This window comes from Streptomyces griseicoloratus (assembly GCF_014534645.1).
In the GTDB taxonomy this organism is placed as follows: domain Bacteria; phylum Actinomycetota; class Actinomycetes; order Streptomycetales; family Streptomycetaceae; genus Streptomyces; species Streptomyces griseicoloratus.
The window spans coordinates 392653-407637 of record NZ_JACVQF010000200.1; the positions used below are offsets into that span (position 1 = coordinate 392653).

13 protein-coding genes are annotated in these 14985 nt (G+C 72.1%); 9 read left to right on the forward strand and 4 right to left on the reverse strand.

Annotated elements, in window-relative coordinates; all coding sequences use genetic code 11:
- Positions 1-211 precede the first annotated feature (211 nt).
- The 6 genes from H0H10_RS22260 to H0H10_RS22285 all read left to right on the forward strand — a co-directional run bounded on the left by H0H10_RS22260 (position 212) and on the right by H0H10_RS22285 (position 5429).
- Positions 212-1387: an ATP-binding protein gene (locus tag H0H10_RS22260; RefSeq protein WP_188182789.1), complete on the forward strand. Its 1176-nt coding sequence runs from the start codon at positions 212-214 to the stop codon at positions 1385-1387.
- Positions 1384-1785, forward strand: coding sequence for a roadblock/LC7 domain-containing protein (locus H0H10_RS22265; protein ID WP_188182790.1), 402 nt, complete (start codon positions 1384-1386; stop codon positions 1783-1785). The genes H0H10_RS22260 and H0H10_RS22265 overlap by 4 nt, the downstream gene beginning before the upstream one ends.
- Positions 1782-2159, forward strand: coding sequence for a DUF742 domain-containing protein (locus H0H10_RS22270; RefSeq protein ID WP_188182791.1), 378 nt, complete (start codon positions 1782-1784; stop codon positions 2157-2159). Before H0H10_RS22265 ends, H0H10_RS22270 begins: the two co-directional genes overlap by 4 nt.
- Positions 2134-2727: a GTP-binding protein gene (locus H0H10_RS22275; RefSeq protein ID WP_188182792.1), complete on the forward strand. Its 594-nt coding sequence runs from the start codon at positions 2134-2136 to the stop codon at positions 2725-2727. Before H0H10_RS22270 ends, H0H10_RS22275 begins: the two co-directional genes overlap by 26 nt.
- A gap of 14 nt (positions 2728-2741) precedes the next feature.
- Entirely contained in the window at positions 2742-4091 is a 1350-nt protein-coding gene (locus H0H10_RS22280) for a cytochrome P450 (RefSeq protein WP_188182793.1), read from the forward strand.
- A gap of 207 nt (positions 4092-4298) precedes the next feature.
- Positions 4299-5429: a tryptophan dimethylallyltransferase family protein gene (locus H0H10_RS22285; RefSeq protein ID WP_188182794.1), complete on the forward strand. Its 1131-nt coding sequence runs from the start codon at positions 4299-4301 to the stop codon at positions 5427-5429.
- A gap of 106 nt (positions 5430-5535) precedes the next feature.
- On the opposite strand, the gene H0H10_RS22290 is transcribed toward H0H10_RS22285, so the two are convergent.
- Together H0H10_RS22290 and H0H10_RS22295 are read right to left on the reverse strand one after the other, a co-directional pair.
- Positions 5536-6834 carry a flavin-containing monooxygenase gene (locus H0H10_RS22290; protein WP_188182795.1) on the reverse strand — a complete coding sequence of 433 codons (1299 nt, stop codon included), beginning with the start codon at positions 6832-6834 and terminating at the stop codon, positions 5536-5538.
- A 122-nt stretch (positions 6835-6956) separates the two neighbouring features.
- Positions 6957-7742 (reverse strand): alpha/beta fold hydrolase, encoded by a 786-nt coding sequence (locus tag H0H10_RS22295; RefSeq protein WP_188182796.1) that lies wholly within the window; start codon positions 7740-7742, stop codon positions 6957-6959.
- Between the two features lie 403 nt (positions 7743-8145).
- Here H0H10_RS22295 and H0H10_RS22300 point away from each other — a divergent pair, with 403 nt between their 5' ends.
- Positions 8146-8940, forward strand: coding sequence for an SAM-dependent methyltransferase (locus tag H0H10_RS22300; protein ID WP_188182797.1), 795 nt, complete (start codon positions 8146-8148; stop codon positions 8938-8940).
- Between the two features lie 24 nt (positions 8941-8964).
- Here the strand turns inward: H0H10_RS22300 and H0H10_RS22305 are convergent, their stop codons facing one another.
- Positions 8965-9405 carry a PaaI family thioesterase gene (locus H0H10_RS22305; protein ID WP_188182798.1) on the reverse strand — a complete coding sequence of 147 codons (441 nt, stop codon included), beginning with the start codon at positions 9403-9405 and terminating at the stop codon, positions 8965-8967.
- Between the two features lie 137 nt (positions 9406-9542).
- Here H0H10_RS22305 and H0H10_RS22310 point away from each other — a divergent pair, with 137 nt between their 5' ends.
- Positions 9543-10445 carry an aminoglycoside phosphotransferase family protein gene (locus tag H0H10_RS22310; RefSeq protein WP_188182799.1) on the forward strand — a complete coding sequence of 301 codons (903 nt, stop codon included), beginning with the start codon at positions 9543-9545 and terminating at the stop codon, positions 10443-10445.
- Between the two features lie 136 nt (positions 10446-10581).
- Here H0H10_RS22310 and H0H10_RS22315 read toward each other — a convergent pair whose 3' ends face one another.
- Positions 10582-13956 carry a pyruvate carboxylase gene (locus H0H10_RS22315; RefSeq protein WP_188182963.1) on the reverse strand — a complete coding sequence of 1125 codons (3375 nt, stop codon included), beginning with the start codon at positions 13954-13956 and terminating at the stop codon, positions 10582-10584.
- Between the two features lie 222 nt (positions 13957-14178).
- On the opposite strand from H0H10_RS22315, the gene H0H10_RS22320 reads away from it, so the two are divergent.
- On the forward strand, positions 14179-14895 hold the full coding sequence (locus tag H0H10_RS22320; RefSeq protein WP_188182800.1) for a S1 family peptidase: 717 nt from the start codon (positions 14179-14181) through the stop codon (positions 14893-14895).
- Positions 14896-14985 lie beyond the last annotated feature (90 nt).

Consider the following 14985-nt stretch of genomic DNA (forward strand, 5'->3'; position numbering starts at 1 on the left):
CCAACCGGCCGGAAACGTAAGCATCTTGACGTAAATTCAGCTGATCATGCGGTGATACGATCACCGCGTTTGCGGAGCGGTCGGATGGGTGAAAGACGGCATCCCCGACTTCAGGGACGGCCCGGGCGGCAACCCCGGTGCGGGCGGTCCGCCGGACCGCCCGCATGACGGGAATTCAGCAAGCTGGCGTCAGTCGCCCGAAGAGAGTCTTATGACGGAATACCTAGGGAACCCATTGGTCTGGGCCCTTCTCGTCGCCCTCGTTGCCGCCGCCGCGCTCGTCGTCCGCCAGCGCAAGGCAGTGCGGGCCCTGCGGCAGGAGACCCAGGGCCTCAGGGACCACTACGCGGAGCTGGAGAACGATTACGGAAAGTCGGTGCAGGCGGCCCAGGAGCGGGCCGAGGACGAGACGAAGACCGTACTGAAGTCCGCCATGCGGACGCTTCAGGGTCTTGCCGCCGAGCAGCAGCTGGTGCTCTCCCGGCTGCAGAGCAAGTACGGCGACTCGGCCATCCTGCAGGACCTGCTGGAGATCGACCACACGAACTCGCAGTTCGGCCGGCGCGCCCAGTCGATCGCGGTGCTGTGCGACGGCTGGCTCGGCGGCCGGCGCGACACCGCGTCGGTGTACGACGTGGTGCGCAGCGCCCAGGGACGGATCCGGCACTTCCGCCGGGTGGAGATCCTCTCCCAGGTCGACTTCGGCATCACCAGCCGGGCCGTCGAGCCCGTCGCCCTGGCCCTCGCCGAGCTGCTCGACAACGCCACCAGCTATTCCAGCCCGGACACCGTCGTCGAGATCAACATCCGGACCGTCCCCAAGGGCATCTGCGTCGTCGTGGACGACGCCGGTGTCGGCATGAGCGACGAGGAGCGCGCCCGCGCCGAGAAGCTGCTCTCCAGCGAGCGTGCCTCGGGTGTCGCGGGGCTCGGCAACCCGCCGCAGTTCGGCTTCGCGGTCATCGGCGTCCTGTGCGAACGCTTCGGCTTCGAGGTGTCGGTGGACTCCTCCTCCCCCTACGGAGGTGTCCGTGCGGTCGTTCTGCTGCCGCACGAGCTGCTGACCGCCATGCCGGAGAAGAAGGCGCCGGCCCCGGCCGTCCGGGCGGCGGCCGTGCCCGTCACGGACGGCGGGCCCGAGGCCGCCGCGCTCGCCGCGGCCCCCACCGCCGACGGCCTGCCCCGGCGGCGGCGCAAGCGGCCCATGGCGATCGTGCCCGGCAACGCCTCGGCCCCGCGGGCCGCGGGCCGCTCCGATTCCGAGCAGGCGCAGATCATGGGGGCCTTCCAACGGGGAACTCAGTCCGGCCGGGCGACGCAGCCGGAGGCCGGCGACCAGACGAGCAGCACACCTGGTGCAAGCAGCGAAGGACATGAGGACTCGTGAAAGACGATCTGTCATGGATGCTCGACAGCGCCCTGGAGATTCCCGGGGCCCTGCACGCGGTCCTGATATCCGCCGACGGACTGCTGATGGCCCGGACGAAGGACTTCGACAAGGACGACGCCGACCGGGTCGCCGCCGCGATGAGCGGCGTGCAGTCGCTCAGCCGCACCCTGGGGTTCTTCTGTGAGGACCCCGCCCAGCGGTGGCGGCAGACCCTCGTCGAGTTCGACGGCGGGTGGGTGTTCCTGATATCCGCCGGCGAGGGCGCCTACCTCGGTGTCTCCGCCTCCCCCGAGGTGGACATGGCGGACATCACCTTCCGGATGCAGCAGCTCGTCTCCCAACTGGGCAAGAGGCTGACGACGCCGCCGCGCGAGAATCTCGGCGCCCGCTCATGACGGGCCAGGACGGCTGGGAGCCGGAGGCCGCCGAATTAGTACGGCCGTACGTCATCACCAAGGGGCGCGAGCTGCCCGACGACGAGCAGCTCTCCCTCATCACCCTGGTCACCGTGTCACCGGACGACACACGGCGGCCCACCCGGCTGTCCCCGGAGGAGCAGAGCCTGCTGGACATCTGCTCCGCCGGCTATCTCTCGGTCGCCGAGCTCGCCGGACACACCCGGTTCCCGCTCGGCGTCGTACGGATCCTGGTGGCATCGCTCACGGAGGCCGGCCACCTCGTCACGCGCCCGCCGGTGGCCCGTGCCCGCCTCGCCGACAAGGAGATCCTGGAGGAGGTGCTCAATGGTCTCCGCGCCAAGTTTGGATGAGCAGGCCTACGTGCGCGGCGGGGCGACCCAGACCGCGGTGAAGATCCTCGTCGTCGGCCACTTCGCGGTGGGCAAGACCACCTTCATCGGGTCCATCTCCGAGATCGAGCCGCTGTCCACCGAGGAGACGATGACCCAGGCCGCCGAGTCGGTCGACGACCTCAAGGGGGTCCAGGGCAAGACGACCACCACGGTCGCCATGGACTTCGGGCGTCTCACCATCAGCGACCGGGTCGTGCTCTACCTGTTCGGGACGCCGGGCCAGCAGCGGTTCGTACAGATGTGGGAGGACATGGCCCGCGGGGCGCTCGGGGCGCTCGTGCTGGTCGACCCCGAGCGGCTGGCGGACTCCTTCCCCGTGATCGACCTGATCGAGCACTACGGACTCGACTATGCCATCGCCGTCAACCACTTCGACGGTGCGCCGCCCCGCGACGAACGGGCGCTGCGCGAGGCGCTGGACCTGCTCGACGACACCCCCGTCGTCACCTGCGACGCCCGCGACGAGAAGTCCTCGGCGGCCGCACTGACCACTCTCGTCCGCCACTTGCTGGACCACACGCGCTAGGAACAGAAGCAGACATGGACGCTCACGACACCGCTCCGGTGCCTCCCCCCGGGTGCCCGGCCCACGGCTCCGGCGGTCGCGTGCCGCTGTACGGGCCGGAGTTCGCCGCGGCCCCGCAGGAGTACTACGAGTACCTGCGCCACTACGGGCCCGCCGCGCCCGTCGAACTCGCTCCGGGTGTGGAGGCGACGCTGGTCACCGACTACGCGGCGGCCCTCCAGATGCTCCAGGACTCCGGGGCCTTCCGCAAGGACGCACGTCGCTGGCGGGCCTTCAACGAGGGCAAGGTGGGCCCGGACAGCCCGGTCGCACCGCTGCTGGCCTACCGGCCCAACTGCATGTTCGCCGACGGTGCCGACCATCTGCGGCTGCGGCAGGCGGTCACCGACAGCATGGCGCGCGTGGACACCCGCCGGCTGAGCCGCAGCACCGAGCAGATCTCCGGCTACCTCATCTCCCAGTTCAGCGCCCGTGGTTCGGCCGACCTGCTCGGCGACTACGCCAAGCAGCTGCCGCTGTTCGTGTTCAACGAACTCTTCGGCTGCCCGGCCGGCATCGGCGACCGGGTGCTGTTCGGCATCTCCGGCATGTTCGACGGGATCAACGCCGACAAGGCGACCGAGGTGCTGTTCCAGGCCGTGGGAGAGCTGGTCGCGCTGAAGCGGACCCGGCCCGGGGACGACGTCACCTCGTGGCTGATGCAGCATCAGGCCGGGCTGAGCGACGAGGAGATGGTGCACCAGCTCGCCCTGCTGCTGGGTGCCGGTGCGGAGCCGCTGCGCAACCTCATCGGCAACACGCTGCACCGGCTGCTCACCCATGACCGGTACGCCCGCGAGGGCGGTCTGATCGACGAGGCCCTGGACGACACGCTGTGGGAGAACCCGCCCATGTCGAACTACGCGCCGCACTACCCGGCCGCCGACATGGAGTTCGCCGGACAGCAGTTGCAGGCGGGCGACCTGGTGCTGGTCAGCTTCGCCGCGGCCAACACCGGGCCGGCGCTCAAGGCCTCGCGGCAGGCCGGCAGCAACCGCGCGCACCTGGCATGGAGCGCGGGCCCGCACGCCTGCCCGTCCAAGGAACCGGCCCGGCAGATCACGGTCACCGCCATCGAGAACCTGCTCAACGAACTGCCCGACCTCGAACTGGCCGTTCCCGAGGACAGCCTGACCTGGCGGCCGGGCCCCTTCAACCGTGCCCTGGCCACGCTGCCGGCCCGCTTCACCCCGGTCCAGCCCGCGCGGCGGCCCGGAGCGCAGCCGGGCCCCGCGGCGACCTCGCAGGCGGAGGCAGCCGGCACCGCACGCACCGGCGAACGCGGGGGCCTGTGGAGCCAGTTCCTCAACTGGCTCACAAGGTGACGTGTGTAACACCCACCCAACCAGCCCCTACCGCATGAAGGTTCAACAGCAGGGGTAGTCAGCAACGCGGTATTCCACTTGCTGACGAAGAAAGGGAGGTGCCATGGACCACATATCCACGGACACCGCTTTCCCGCCGGTGAACCCCCCGATACCCGCCCTGGCAGGCGGGTATCTTTCTGTGCGCCCGCGGCACGGGGTGGGCCGGTGAGCGGCGGCCCCACCCACGGCGGGAGGGCGGGCACACCGACCCTCGGCTCCTTCACGAGCGGCCAGTTGCGAAGACTCGGCGCGGTCGCGGGGCTGTCCGCGGCCGACGTCGAGACCTACGCCCACGTGCTGACCGAGTCCCTGGGCCCGGTCGGCGAACGGCCGCTGGATCTCCCGCCGCCCACCCGCACCTTCCTGTCCGACGACCACACGCCCGTGGAGTTCTCGCTCTCCTTCCAGCCGGGCGCGGCACCCTCCCTGAGGGTCCTTCTGGAACCGGGCTGCGGCGCAGACAGCCTGGCCCTCAGTGGCCGTGCCGGACTCGAGACCGTCCGTGCGATGGCCAGGCGCTGGCACTTCGCCACCGACCCGCTCGACGAGGTCCTCGATCTCTTCCTGCCTCCCTCCCCGCAGGGACCGCTGGCCCTGTGGTGCGCTCTGGAGCTGCGGCACGGTGGCGTGCCCGCGGTCAAGATCTATCTGAACCCGGCCGCGTCCGGCGCGCAGTACGCGGCCGCGACGGTGCGCGAGGCCCTGCACCGGCTGGGCCACCGGCGGGCCTTCGCGGCGCTGCCCGAGGCCGACGGGTACCCGTTCCTCGCGCTGGACCTGGGCGACTGGGACACCCCCCGGGTGAAGCTCTACCTGCGCCACGACAACCTCACGGCCGTACGGGCCGGGCGGCTGTCCCGCATGGACTCCGGTCCCCACCCCGCGGCGGTCGAGGAGTTCTTCCTCACGGCCGCGGGCGGCACCGGACGGCATACGACGCGGCTCGGCAGGCGGCCCGGACTGACCTGTCACTCCTTCACCGACACCGGCGCCGCGCGGCCGAGCGGATTCACCCTCCACATCCCCGTCAGGGACTACGCGCGGCACGACGGGGAGGCCCTGGCCCGCGCGACCGGACTGCTGCACCGCCACGGCATGGACGCCGCCGTGCTCACCCGCGCCCTGGCTGCCGTCACCGACCGGCGGCCCGAGGACGGTGTGGGGCTGATCGCCTATCTGGCGCTGGCCCACCAGCAGGGCCGTCCGCCGCGTGTGACCGCCTACCTCTCCTGTGAGGCGTACGCGGTCAGGCCGCCGGTCGTGGAGGCGGCCCGCCACGCGGTGGCGGCGCGCTGAGCCGGCCGCGGGACAGCACGAGGCTCCCGGTGGAATCCACCGGGAGCCTCGGTGCCGGGGCCGCGAATCCCCCCATCGGATGCGTGCGGCCGGGGCCGCGCCGGCGCTAGACCCTCAGGGCCTCCCGCAACTCCCCCAGGTACGGGCCCACGTCGACCTGGATCGAGGCGCCCCCGGTACGGCCGTACCGCCGGGCGATGCCGTCGAGGTAGGTGCTGATCTCCTCGCGCATCACCTCCGCCGGCGGCAGCTCCTCCTCGCGCTGCACGATCCCCGTCACCCACTGCGCCTGGGCCTCGACCAGCCGGGTGATCGCGCCCACGGGCCGGACGAGGCCGACGAAGTACAGTCCCCGGCGGTCGGGCGGGACGATCCGCTTGTACAGCTCGACCGAGCCGTCCGGTCCCACGGGACAGCCGGCGGGCAGGAACGGGAAGGCCATGCGGAAGCCGGTGCAGTAGATGACCGCGTCCGCCTCCACGGACGTGCCGTCGGTGAAGACGACACGGCTTCCCTCGAACGAGGCGATCGCGGGCTTCGGCGTCACGGCGCCGTGGCGTATCCGGCTGAGGATCTCGTCCGAGATGGTCACGGCGGAGGAGAACACCGGGTGGTCGGGCTCGGGCAGGCCGTAGTCCGCCAGTCTGCCCCGCGCGACGAGCAGGGCCTGCTCCACGAAACGGCGCTGCTCGGCGAAGGACATCTCGTTCCACCACGGGGCTTCGGCGATCTCGTCGACCGACATCCCGAAGAGCTGCTTGGGCACGATGTGCAGGCCCCGGCGCACCGAGAGCACGGTCTGCCCGGCGTGCCGGGAGAGGTCCGCGGCGATGTCCACCGCCGAGGCGCCCAGGCCGACCACGACGACGCGCTGTCCGGCGAAGTCGCTGCCGTCGCGGTAGTCGAGCGAGTGCAGAATCGTTCCGCCGAAGGAGTCGGAACCCGGCGGCAGGGGATCGGGCAGGGCGGGCTCCGTGTGGTGCCCCGAGGCGACGATCACATGCTCGAACCACCGGGAGGCCACCGCGCCGTCCGCGTCCCGGCTGACGACCGTCCACAGCCCCTCGGCGTCCGCGCGCACGGAGACCACCTCGGTGCGCGTCTCGACGTGGTCCAGCACGCCGGCCCACCGGGCGAACGACCGCAGATAGGCGGCGACCTCGCTGTGCCGGGGATAGAGCGGGTACGACTCCGGCATCGGGAAGTCGGTGTAACCGGTCAGCTGCTTGGCGGTGTTGAGGTGCAGTGAGAGATAGCCCGGGCCCCGCTCGCCCGCCTCCGGCTGACGCCAGACCCCTCCGACGTCGGGGGCCTTCTCCAGGCAGACGAACTCGACACCGCGGTCCCTCAGGGCGTGCGCCACAGCCAAGCCCGACAGACCCGCACCGATCACACATACGCCCACGGTTCTCCCCAGGACGATCACCTTCCTTCGCCGAACATGCATTGACTGCCCACACGCATCACCTCGCACACCAGTCACGGCATCGAACAGATGTGTCTGTCCTCACGTTTTGTGCTCCCCGGCTACCGCCACAGCTCCCGCAGCGCGGCGTTGACGGTGGCGGGGTGCTGGGTGTGCGGGTAGTAGCCCGGCACGCGCAGCAGACGGGCGCCGACGGCTTCGGCGACGGCCTCGGCACAGGCGATCAGCGGTTCGCCCGCGTAGGTCCGGTAGAGCTCCGGCGCGTCCTGCCAGATCCCGCAGATCACCAGCGTCGGCCACGGCGCGGACCTCAGCGGTTCCAGCGGTACCGTCGCCTCCCACACCGGGCGCTCCCGCATGGAGGTGGCCACGGCGCGCAGGCGCTGCGGGGTGGGGGCCGGCATGGTCATCCCGAGTCCCTCCGTGGAGGCGCGCAGGTACTGCTCCGGCATGACCGACTCCGGTACCGCGGGGCTGTTGCGCACCCGTTCGAGCATGGCGTCGACGGCCGGGTGACCGGCGGCCGCGGAGAACGCGGCGGGCTGGATCAGCGTCAGGGAGCGCACGAGGCCGGGGCGGCGCCCGGCGGCGAGCATGGCCGCCAGGCCGCCGTTGCCGTGGCCGACCAGGTGGGCGCCGCCGTCCTGCCGCGCCAGCAGGTCCACCAGGTCGTCGGCGTCGGTGTCGAAGTCGCTCCGGTCGGTACCGGGGCTGTGGCCGTAACCGCGGCGGTCCACCAGCAGCAGGCGGTGGTGCGCGGCGAGCGGCCGCTGGGCCGCGAAGCCGTACGCCTCGTCGCTGCCCCAGGTGAAGATGTTGTGCACGAAGACGGCGGGGGCGCCCTCGCCCCCGGTCTCGTCCCACACGGTCGTGTGAAGGTCGGTCATCGGCGGTCCTCCGTTCGCCTCGCGGTCCGACGTCGCGCGTCCCCGTCAGTGCTCCCCACGTCGCCGCCCGGACATTCACGGGACGTGGCCCCGGGCCCCTTGCCGCACGTCACCGGTTGCCTGGCCCTGCCGGTACGAGGGAGCCGTGGCCGTCCGCGGGCGCGCGGCGCACGGTGAGGACATGACCGGTCGCGCCGCCGGCGGCCGAGGACGCCGGCCTTCTCGACCCGGTGTTCCGGGCCGGACTCGCGGCCTTCGGAGCCCGGAGCCCCGAACTCGCCTCTCGCTACCGGGCCGGCTGAACCACCGGCCGTTGCGTGCCGGTCGGGCGCCCGGGCGGGTGCGGCCCTGTGGACCCGGTGGCGGGGTCGCGGGCATCCTGGATGCGGACGGAGGGGGTGCCATGGCGGAGCGGGTTCCGGAGGGTGTCGACACGAGCAGGCCCAGCATCGCGCGGGTGTACGACGCCGTTCTGGGCGGGGAGCACAACTTCCCCGTGGACCGGGCGATCGCGGAGGAGGCCCTGCGGATCGTCCCCGAGATCCGTGATGTCGGCCGCTACAACAGAGCCGTGCTCGGGCGGGGCGTGCGGTATCTGGCGCAGGCCGGCATCAGGCAGTTCCTGGATCTGGGCTCCGGGCTTCCGACCGTCCGCAACACTCATCAGGCGGCCGGGGACGCCGCGCCCGGCTGCCGTGTGGTGTACGTCGACAACGACCCCGCGGTGTCCGCGTACGGACGCGAGATCCTCGCCGCGGACCCCCTCACCGCCCTGCTCACCGCGGACCTGCGCGAGCCCGGCACCGTACTGGACCATCCCGTGGTGCGGCGGCTGATCGACTTCGACGAGCCCGTCGGCCTGATGCTGCTCGGCGTGATCCACCACCTCAACGACGACGAGGACCCCGCCGGCATCGTGCGGACGTACGTCGACGCGCTCCCCCGCGGGAGTCACCTCTTCCTGACCCATTTCTGCGCGTCCGGCCCCGACGCGGCGGAGTTGGAGCGAGCGATGCTCTCCGACCTGGGGACGGGCCGGTTCCGCACGCTGGAGGAGATCACCGCGTACTTCGACGGGTGCGAACTGGTCAGCCCGGGAGTGACCTATCTGCCGCAGTGGCGGCCCGACGAACCCGTCGGACTCCCCCTCACCGTGGGACAGCGCCTGATGGCCGGCGGAATCGCCCGCAAACCCTGAGCACGGCGCCGCCCGGGGGCCGGCTCAGGCGTCGTCGGTCTCGGCCGCCCTCTCCGGGACCGCGATCGTGCCCTGGGCCACGGCGCACAGGGTCTCCACCCCGTCGGCGTCCACGGACGAGATGTCGCAGCGGCACACCACCCGGGAGCGGCCGGCCCGCACGACCCGGGCGCGGGCCCGCAGCAGCGTGCCGGCCGCGGGGCGCAGGTAGTCGATGGTGAAGCCGGCGGTGAGCAGCCGGGTGCCGGCCACGGTGCCCGCGGCGAAGGTCAGCGTGTTGTCCGCGGCGTAGGCGAGCACGCCGCCGTGCACGAAGCCGTTCTGCTGGAGCAGTTCGTCGCGGACGTCCAGTTCGAGGGTCGCCTCTCCTTCGTCGAAGGCCGTCAGCCTGGCACCGAGCAGATTGCTGAACGGCTGGGCCGCCAGCGCCTTCTGGGCGACCGTCAGGTCCGGAACACTCCGCACACCACACCTCGGCTTCCGTGATCGGCCGGCGGTTCCGCCGCCGCGTGCGCGCCGGGACGACGACGACCGGCAAGGGACACTCACCAAACCACGAATGCGTGTGCTCCGCGGCGCGATGCCCGGGAAAATCGGCGCACATGAGCGAAGTGAAGACGTATTCCGGACCGTTTCCCGTCGACGAGGACCTCGTCCGGCGGCTGGTCGCGGGCCGGTTCCCGCAGTGGGCGGGGCTGACGGTGGAACGGTTCCCGTCCGGGGGCACGGTGAACGCCATGTACCGGCTCGGCGACGACATGGTCGTACGGCTGCCGTTGGTGGCGGGCGGGGCCCAGGACGTGGCCGTGGAGCGGGAGTGGCTGCCCCGCCTCGCCGCCCTGCTGCCGACGGCCGTCCCCGAGGTGCTGGGGGCCGGGGAGCCCGCCGAGGGGTATCCGTGGCCGTGGTCGGTGTACCGGTGGCTGGCCGGGGAGAACCCCGAGGCCGGGGCGCTCGGTGAGCCGGTGGGGCTGGCCGGGGACCTGGCGGGGTTCGTGTCGGCAATGCGGAGCGTCACCCTGCCGGGGGCGCCGCAGGCCTATCGCGGCGGGCCGCTCGCCTCGCTCGACGCCTCGACGCGGGCGGCGGTCGAGGAACTGCGCGGGATACCGGAGGAAGGTGTCGACTGCGATGCCGTGCTCGCCGTGTGGGAGGACGCGCTGCGGGCTCCGGACCCGGACGGGCCGCCGGTGTGGCTGCACGCCGATCTGATGCCGGGCAATCTGCTGGTCGAAGCCGGCCGGCTGACCTCGGTGATCGACTTCGGGTGCATGGGGATGGGCGATCCGGCATGCGATCTCTTCCCGGCGTGGAACCTGCTGCCGGCCGACGCGAGGCAGGTCTTCCGCGCGGCGCTCGACGTGGACGAGGCGACGTGGAGGCGCGGCCGCGGCCGGACGCTGTCCCAGGCGCTGATCGCGCTGCCGTACCACCGCAGGAGCAACGCGGCCATGGCGGACAACGCCCGGCACGTGATCCGGGCGGTGCTGGAGGAGGCCGGCTGAGACGCGGCGCCCCGGCCGCGTCACGGGGCCGCGTCACACCCCGGTGACCGTCCGCGGTGCCGCGCCCCTGCCGGGGGGCGTACGGGCACGCCGAGCGACGGTTGTCGCTCGGCGAGCCGGCTGACCTCCGGAGCGCTCAGGCGAGTTCCACCAGGAGGTCACCGCCCTCGACCTGCTGGACGCGGTTGATGGCGAGCCGGGCCACCGTGCCGGCCCTCGGGGCGGTGATCGACGCCTCCATCTTCATCGCCTCGATGGTGGCCACCGTGTCACCGGCGTCCACCTGGTCGCCCTCGGCGGCCACGAGCGTCACCACGCCGGCGAACGGCGCCGCCACGTGCCCGGGGTTGGCCCGGTCGGCCTTCTCGGTCACCGGGACGTCGGAGGCCGCCGACCGGTCGCGGATCTGGATCGGCCGCAGCTGGCCGTTGAGGGACGACATCACCGTGCGCATACCGCGCTCGTCGGCGTCGCCGATGGCCTGGAGTTCGATCAGCAGCCGCACGCCGGGGTCGAGGTCGACGGCGTACTCCTTGCCGGGACGCAGCCCGTAGAAGAAGTCCTTGCTGTCCAGGACGCTGGTGTCGCCGTAGGCCTGGCGGTGCGTCTCGAACTCGCGGGTGGGTCCCGGGAACAGCAGCCGGTTCAGTGTCGCCCGCCGCTCCTTCGCGAGGCCGGCACGGTCGTCCGCGGTCAGTTCCTGTACGGGCTTGGGCTCGGCACGGCCCTGCAGCGCCTTGCTGCGGAAGGGTTCGGGCCAGCCGCCGGGCGGCGTGCCCAGCTCACCGCGCAGGAAGCCGATGACGGAGTCGGGGATGTCGAACCGGTCGGGGGCCGCCTCGAAGTCCTCCGGGTCCACGCCCGCGCCCACCAGGTGGAGTGCCAGGTCGCCGACCACCTTCGACGAGGGGGTGACCTTCACCAGCCGGCCGAGCATCCGGTCGGCGGCGGCGTACATGGCCTCGATGTCCTCGAAGCGGTCCCCGAGGCCGAGCGCGACCGCCTGGGTGCGCAGGTTGGACAGCTGCCCGCCGGGGATCTCGTGGTGGTAGACGCGGCCGGTGGGCGAGGCCAGGCCCGCCTCGAAGGGGGCGTAGACCTTGCGGACGCTCTCCCAGTACGGCTCCAGGTCGCCGACGGCCTGGAGGTCCAGGCCGGTGGGCCGCGGGGAGTGGTCGGTCGCCGCCACGATCGCGGACAGCGACGGCTGGGAGGTGGTGCCGGCCATGGACGCCACCGCTCCGTCGACGGCGTCCGCTCCCGCCTGGACGGCAGCGAGGTACGTGGCGAGCTGGCCCCCGGCGGTGTCGTGGGTGTGCAGGTGCACCGGCAGGTCGAACTCCCGGCGCAGGGCCGACACCAGGGTCGCCGCCGCCGGTGCCCGCAGCAGGCCGGCCATGTCCTTGACGGCCAGCACATGGGCGCCCGCGTCCACGATCCGCTCGGCCAGGCGCAGGTAGTAGTCGAGGGTGTAGAGCTTCTCGGAGGGGTCGGACAGGTCGGAGGTGTAGCACAGGGCCACCTCGGCGACCGCCGTGCCGGTCTGGCGTACCGCGTCGATGGCGGGCCGCATCTGGTCGACGTCGTTGAGGGCGTCGAAGATGCGGAAGATGTCGATGCCGGTGGCCGCGGCCTCCTGCACGAAGGCGTCGGTCACCTCGGTCGGGTACGGCGTGTAGCCCACGGTGTTGCGGCCGCGCAGCAGCATCTGCAGGCAGATGTTCGGCACCGCTTCGCGCAGGGCGGCCAGGCGCTCCCACGGGTCCTCGGCGAGGAAGCGCAGGGCGACGTCGTAGGTGGCGCCGCCCCAGCACTCCAGCGACAGCAGCTGGGGCAGGGTGTGCGCCACCGTCGGGGCGACGGCGAGCAGGTCCTTGGTGCGGACCCGGGTGGCGAGCAGTGACTGGTGGGCGTCGCGGAACGTGGTGTCGGTGACGCCGAGGGTGGGTGACGAACGCAGCTCGCGGGCGAACCCCTCCGGGCCGAGCCCGGCCAGCCGCTGCCGGGATCCGGCCGGTGGCCGGCCGGTGGGCACCGCCGGCAGCTTGGTCGTGGGGTCGATCAGGTCGGGGCGTTCGCCGTGCGGCTTGTTGACGGTGACGTCGGCGAGGTAGGTGAGCAGCTTCGTGCCGCGGTCGGCGGAGTGGCGTGCGGTGAGCAGGTGCGGGCGCTGCTCGATGAACGAGGTGGTGACCTGGCCGGCCTGGAAGTCCGGGTCGTCGAGCACCGCCTGGAGGAACGGGATGTTCGTGGCGACGCCGCGGATGCGGAACTCGGCCACGGCACGCCGGGCGCGGCCCACCGCCGCGCCGAAGTCCCGGCCCCGGCAGGTGAGCTTGACCAGCATCGAGTCGAAGTGCGCGCTGATCTCCGTACCGGCGTGGGTGGTCCCGCCGTCGAGGCGGATGCCCGAGCCGCCGGGCGAGCGGTAGGCGCTGATCCGGCCGGTGTCCGGGCGGAAGCCGTTGGCCGGGTCCTCGGTGGTGATACGGCACTGCAGTGCGGCGCCCCGCAGGGTGATGCTCTCCTGGGCGAGCCCGAGGTCGGCGAGCGTCTCGCCGGCGGCGATGCGCAGCTGCGACTGCACGAGGTCGACGTCGGTGACCTCCTCGGTCACCGTGTGCTCGACCTGGATGCGCGGGTTCATCTCGATGAAGACGTGGTTTCCGTCGCGGTCGAGGAGGAACTCCACGGTGCCGGCGTTGCGGTAGCCGATCTGCCGGGCGAACCGCACGGCGTCGGCGCAGATCCGCTCGCGCAGTCCCGGGTCGAGGTTGGGCGCGGGGGCGAGTTCGATCACCTTCTGGTGGCGCCGCTGCACCGAGCAGTCCCGCTCGAACAGGTGGATGACGTCGCCCTGTCCGTCGGCGAGGATCTGCACCTCGATGTGGCGGGGTTCGACGACGGCCTTCTCCAGGAAGACGGTGGGGTCGCCGAAGGCCGACGCCGCCTCCCGGGAGGCCGCCTCGATCGCCTCCCGCAGGTGCGCGGGGTCGTCCACGCGCCGCATGCCGCGTCCGCCGCCGCCCGCCACCGCCTTGACGAACACGGGGAAGCCGACGTCCTCGGCGGCGCGGACGAGTTCGTCCACGTCGGTGGAGGGCGCCGAGGAGCCCAGCACCGGTACCCCGGCCTCACGGGCGGCGGCCACGGCGCGCGCCTTGTTGCCGGTCAGCTCCAGGATCCGGGCGCTCGGTCCGACGAAGGTGATGCCGGCCTCTTCGCAGGCCCGGGCGAGTTCGGGGTTCTCGGACAGGAATCCGTAGCCCGGGTAGACGGCGTCCGCTCCGGCACGGCGGGCCGCACGGATGATCTCCTCGACGGAGAGGTAGGCCCGCACCGGATGCCCGGGCCGGCCGATCTCGTACGCCTCGTCGGCCTTCATCCGGTGCAGCGAGTTGCGGTCCTCGTACGGGAAGACGGCGACGGTTCGGGCGCCCAGCTCGTAGCCTGCGCGGAACGCGCGAATCGCGATCTCACCACGGTTGGCGACCAGCACCTTGCGGAACATTGTCGATCCCTTCAGCCTGCCGGTGACGAAGACCATGGTGTCGACGGCACCCCCGCTACGCCATGTGAGCCGGGCCACTCCCGGTCATCTGCCCGCCACTGGCGGGGACATAACACCGTGTTATGGGAGATCGGTATTGGTGATCACGGATCCGGCACCGGAATCCTGAGGCTCCCCACACCCCACACACGCCGCCGTGCGTGTCAGCGGAATCGAGGAGCCTTGCGCATATCCAGACTGATCCCTGCCCTCATGGCCGTGGTGCTGTCCGTCCTCGCCCTCGCTCCGAGCGCCTTCGCCGCGGACCAGCGACCCGGCAGCGGCGGCCCCCAGCCGATCATCGGCGGAGGCTACGCGCAGAACGCCCCCTGGGCGGCGCGGCTGTTCTCCAACGGCACCCAGACGTGCAGCGCCACCATCATCGCCCCCACGTGGATCCTGACCGCCAGGCACTGTGTCGGCGGGGGCGGGCTGTCCTTCCGGATCGGCAGCCTCGACCAGAGTGCGGGCGGCACCGTCGCCAATGCCACCCAGGTCCAGACCCACTCCTCGGCCGACCTGGCGCTGGTGCGGCTGGACCGGTCCGTCCCGGCCTCCTACGCCCAGCTGGGTCAGCCGGGCACGGTGAGGGTCGGGCAGTCCGTGCAGGTCTACGGCTGGGGCGCCACCTCCCGGTGCGGCTCCGAGATCAACTGCCAGTCCCGGTACCTGAAGGTCGCCAACCTGAGCGTGACCGGCGGCTGCCGTGACGCCTACTACGGCTCGGCGATCTGCGCCCGCCCCGGTGACGGCATCACCGCGGGCGGCGACTCCGGCGGCCCGATGATGGCGGGCGGCGTCCAGGTGGGTGTCGCCTCGACCAGCGACCGGCAGACCACCACGGCCTACACGAACGTGACCGCCTACCGCTCCTGGATCCAGTCCATCGCGGGCGTGTGACCTCGTCCGGGCCGGCCCGCCCGCAGCACCGGAGCCCGCGGACCGTGTGACGAGACCGGGGCGAGGACGTCCACCGACGGGACGTCCTCG

Bases quoted from the DNA above. Each gene is read 5' to 3' on its own strand.
- H0H10_RS22260 (WP_188182789.1), top strand. From the start codon at position 212: ATGACGGAATACCTAGGGAACCCATTGGTCTGGGCCCTTCTCGTCGCC.
- H0H10_RS22270 (WP_188182791.1), top strand. From the start codon at position 1,782: ATGACGGGCCAGGACGGCTGGGAGCCGGAGGCCGCCGAATTAGTACGG.
- H0H10_RS22275 (WP_188182792.1), top strand. From the start codon at position 2,134: ATGGTCTCCGCGCCAAGTTTGGATGAGCAGGCCTACGTGCGCGGCGGG.
- H0H10_RS22280 (WP_188182793.1), top strand. From the start codon at position 2,742: ATGGACGCTCACGACACCGCTCCGGTGCCTCCCCCCGGGTGCCCGGCC.
- H0H10_RS22295 (WP_188182796.1), bottom strand. From the start codon at position 7,742: ATGACCGACCTTCACACGACCGTGTGGGACGAGACCGGGGGCGAGGGC.
- H0H10_RS22300 (WP_188182797.1), top strand. From the start codon at position 8,146: ATGGCGGAGCGGGTTCCGGAGGGTGTCGACACGAGCAGGCCCAGCATC.
- H0H10_RS22310 (WP_188182799.1), top strand. From the start codon at position 9,543: ATGAGCGAAGTGAAGACGTATTCCGGACCGTTTCCCGTCGACGAGGAC.
- H0H10_RS22315 (WP_188182963.1), bottom strand. From the start codon at position 13,956: ATGTTCCGCAAGGTGCTGGTCGCCAACCGTGGTGAGATCGCGATTCGC.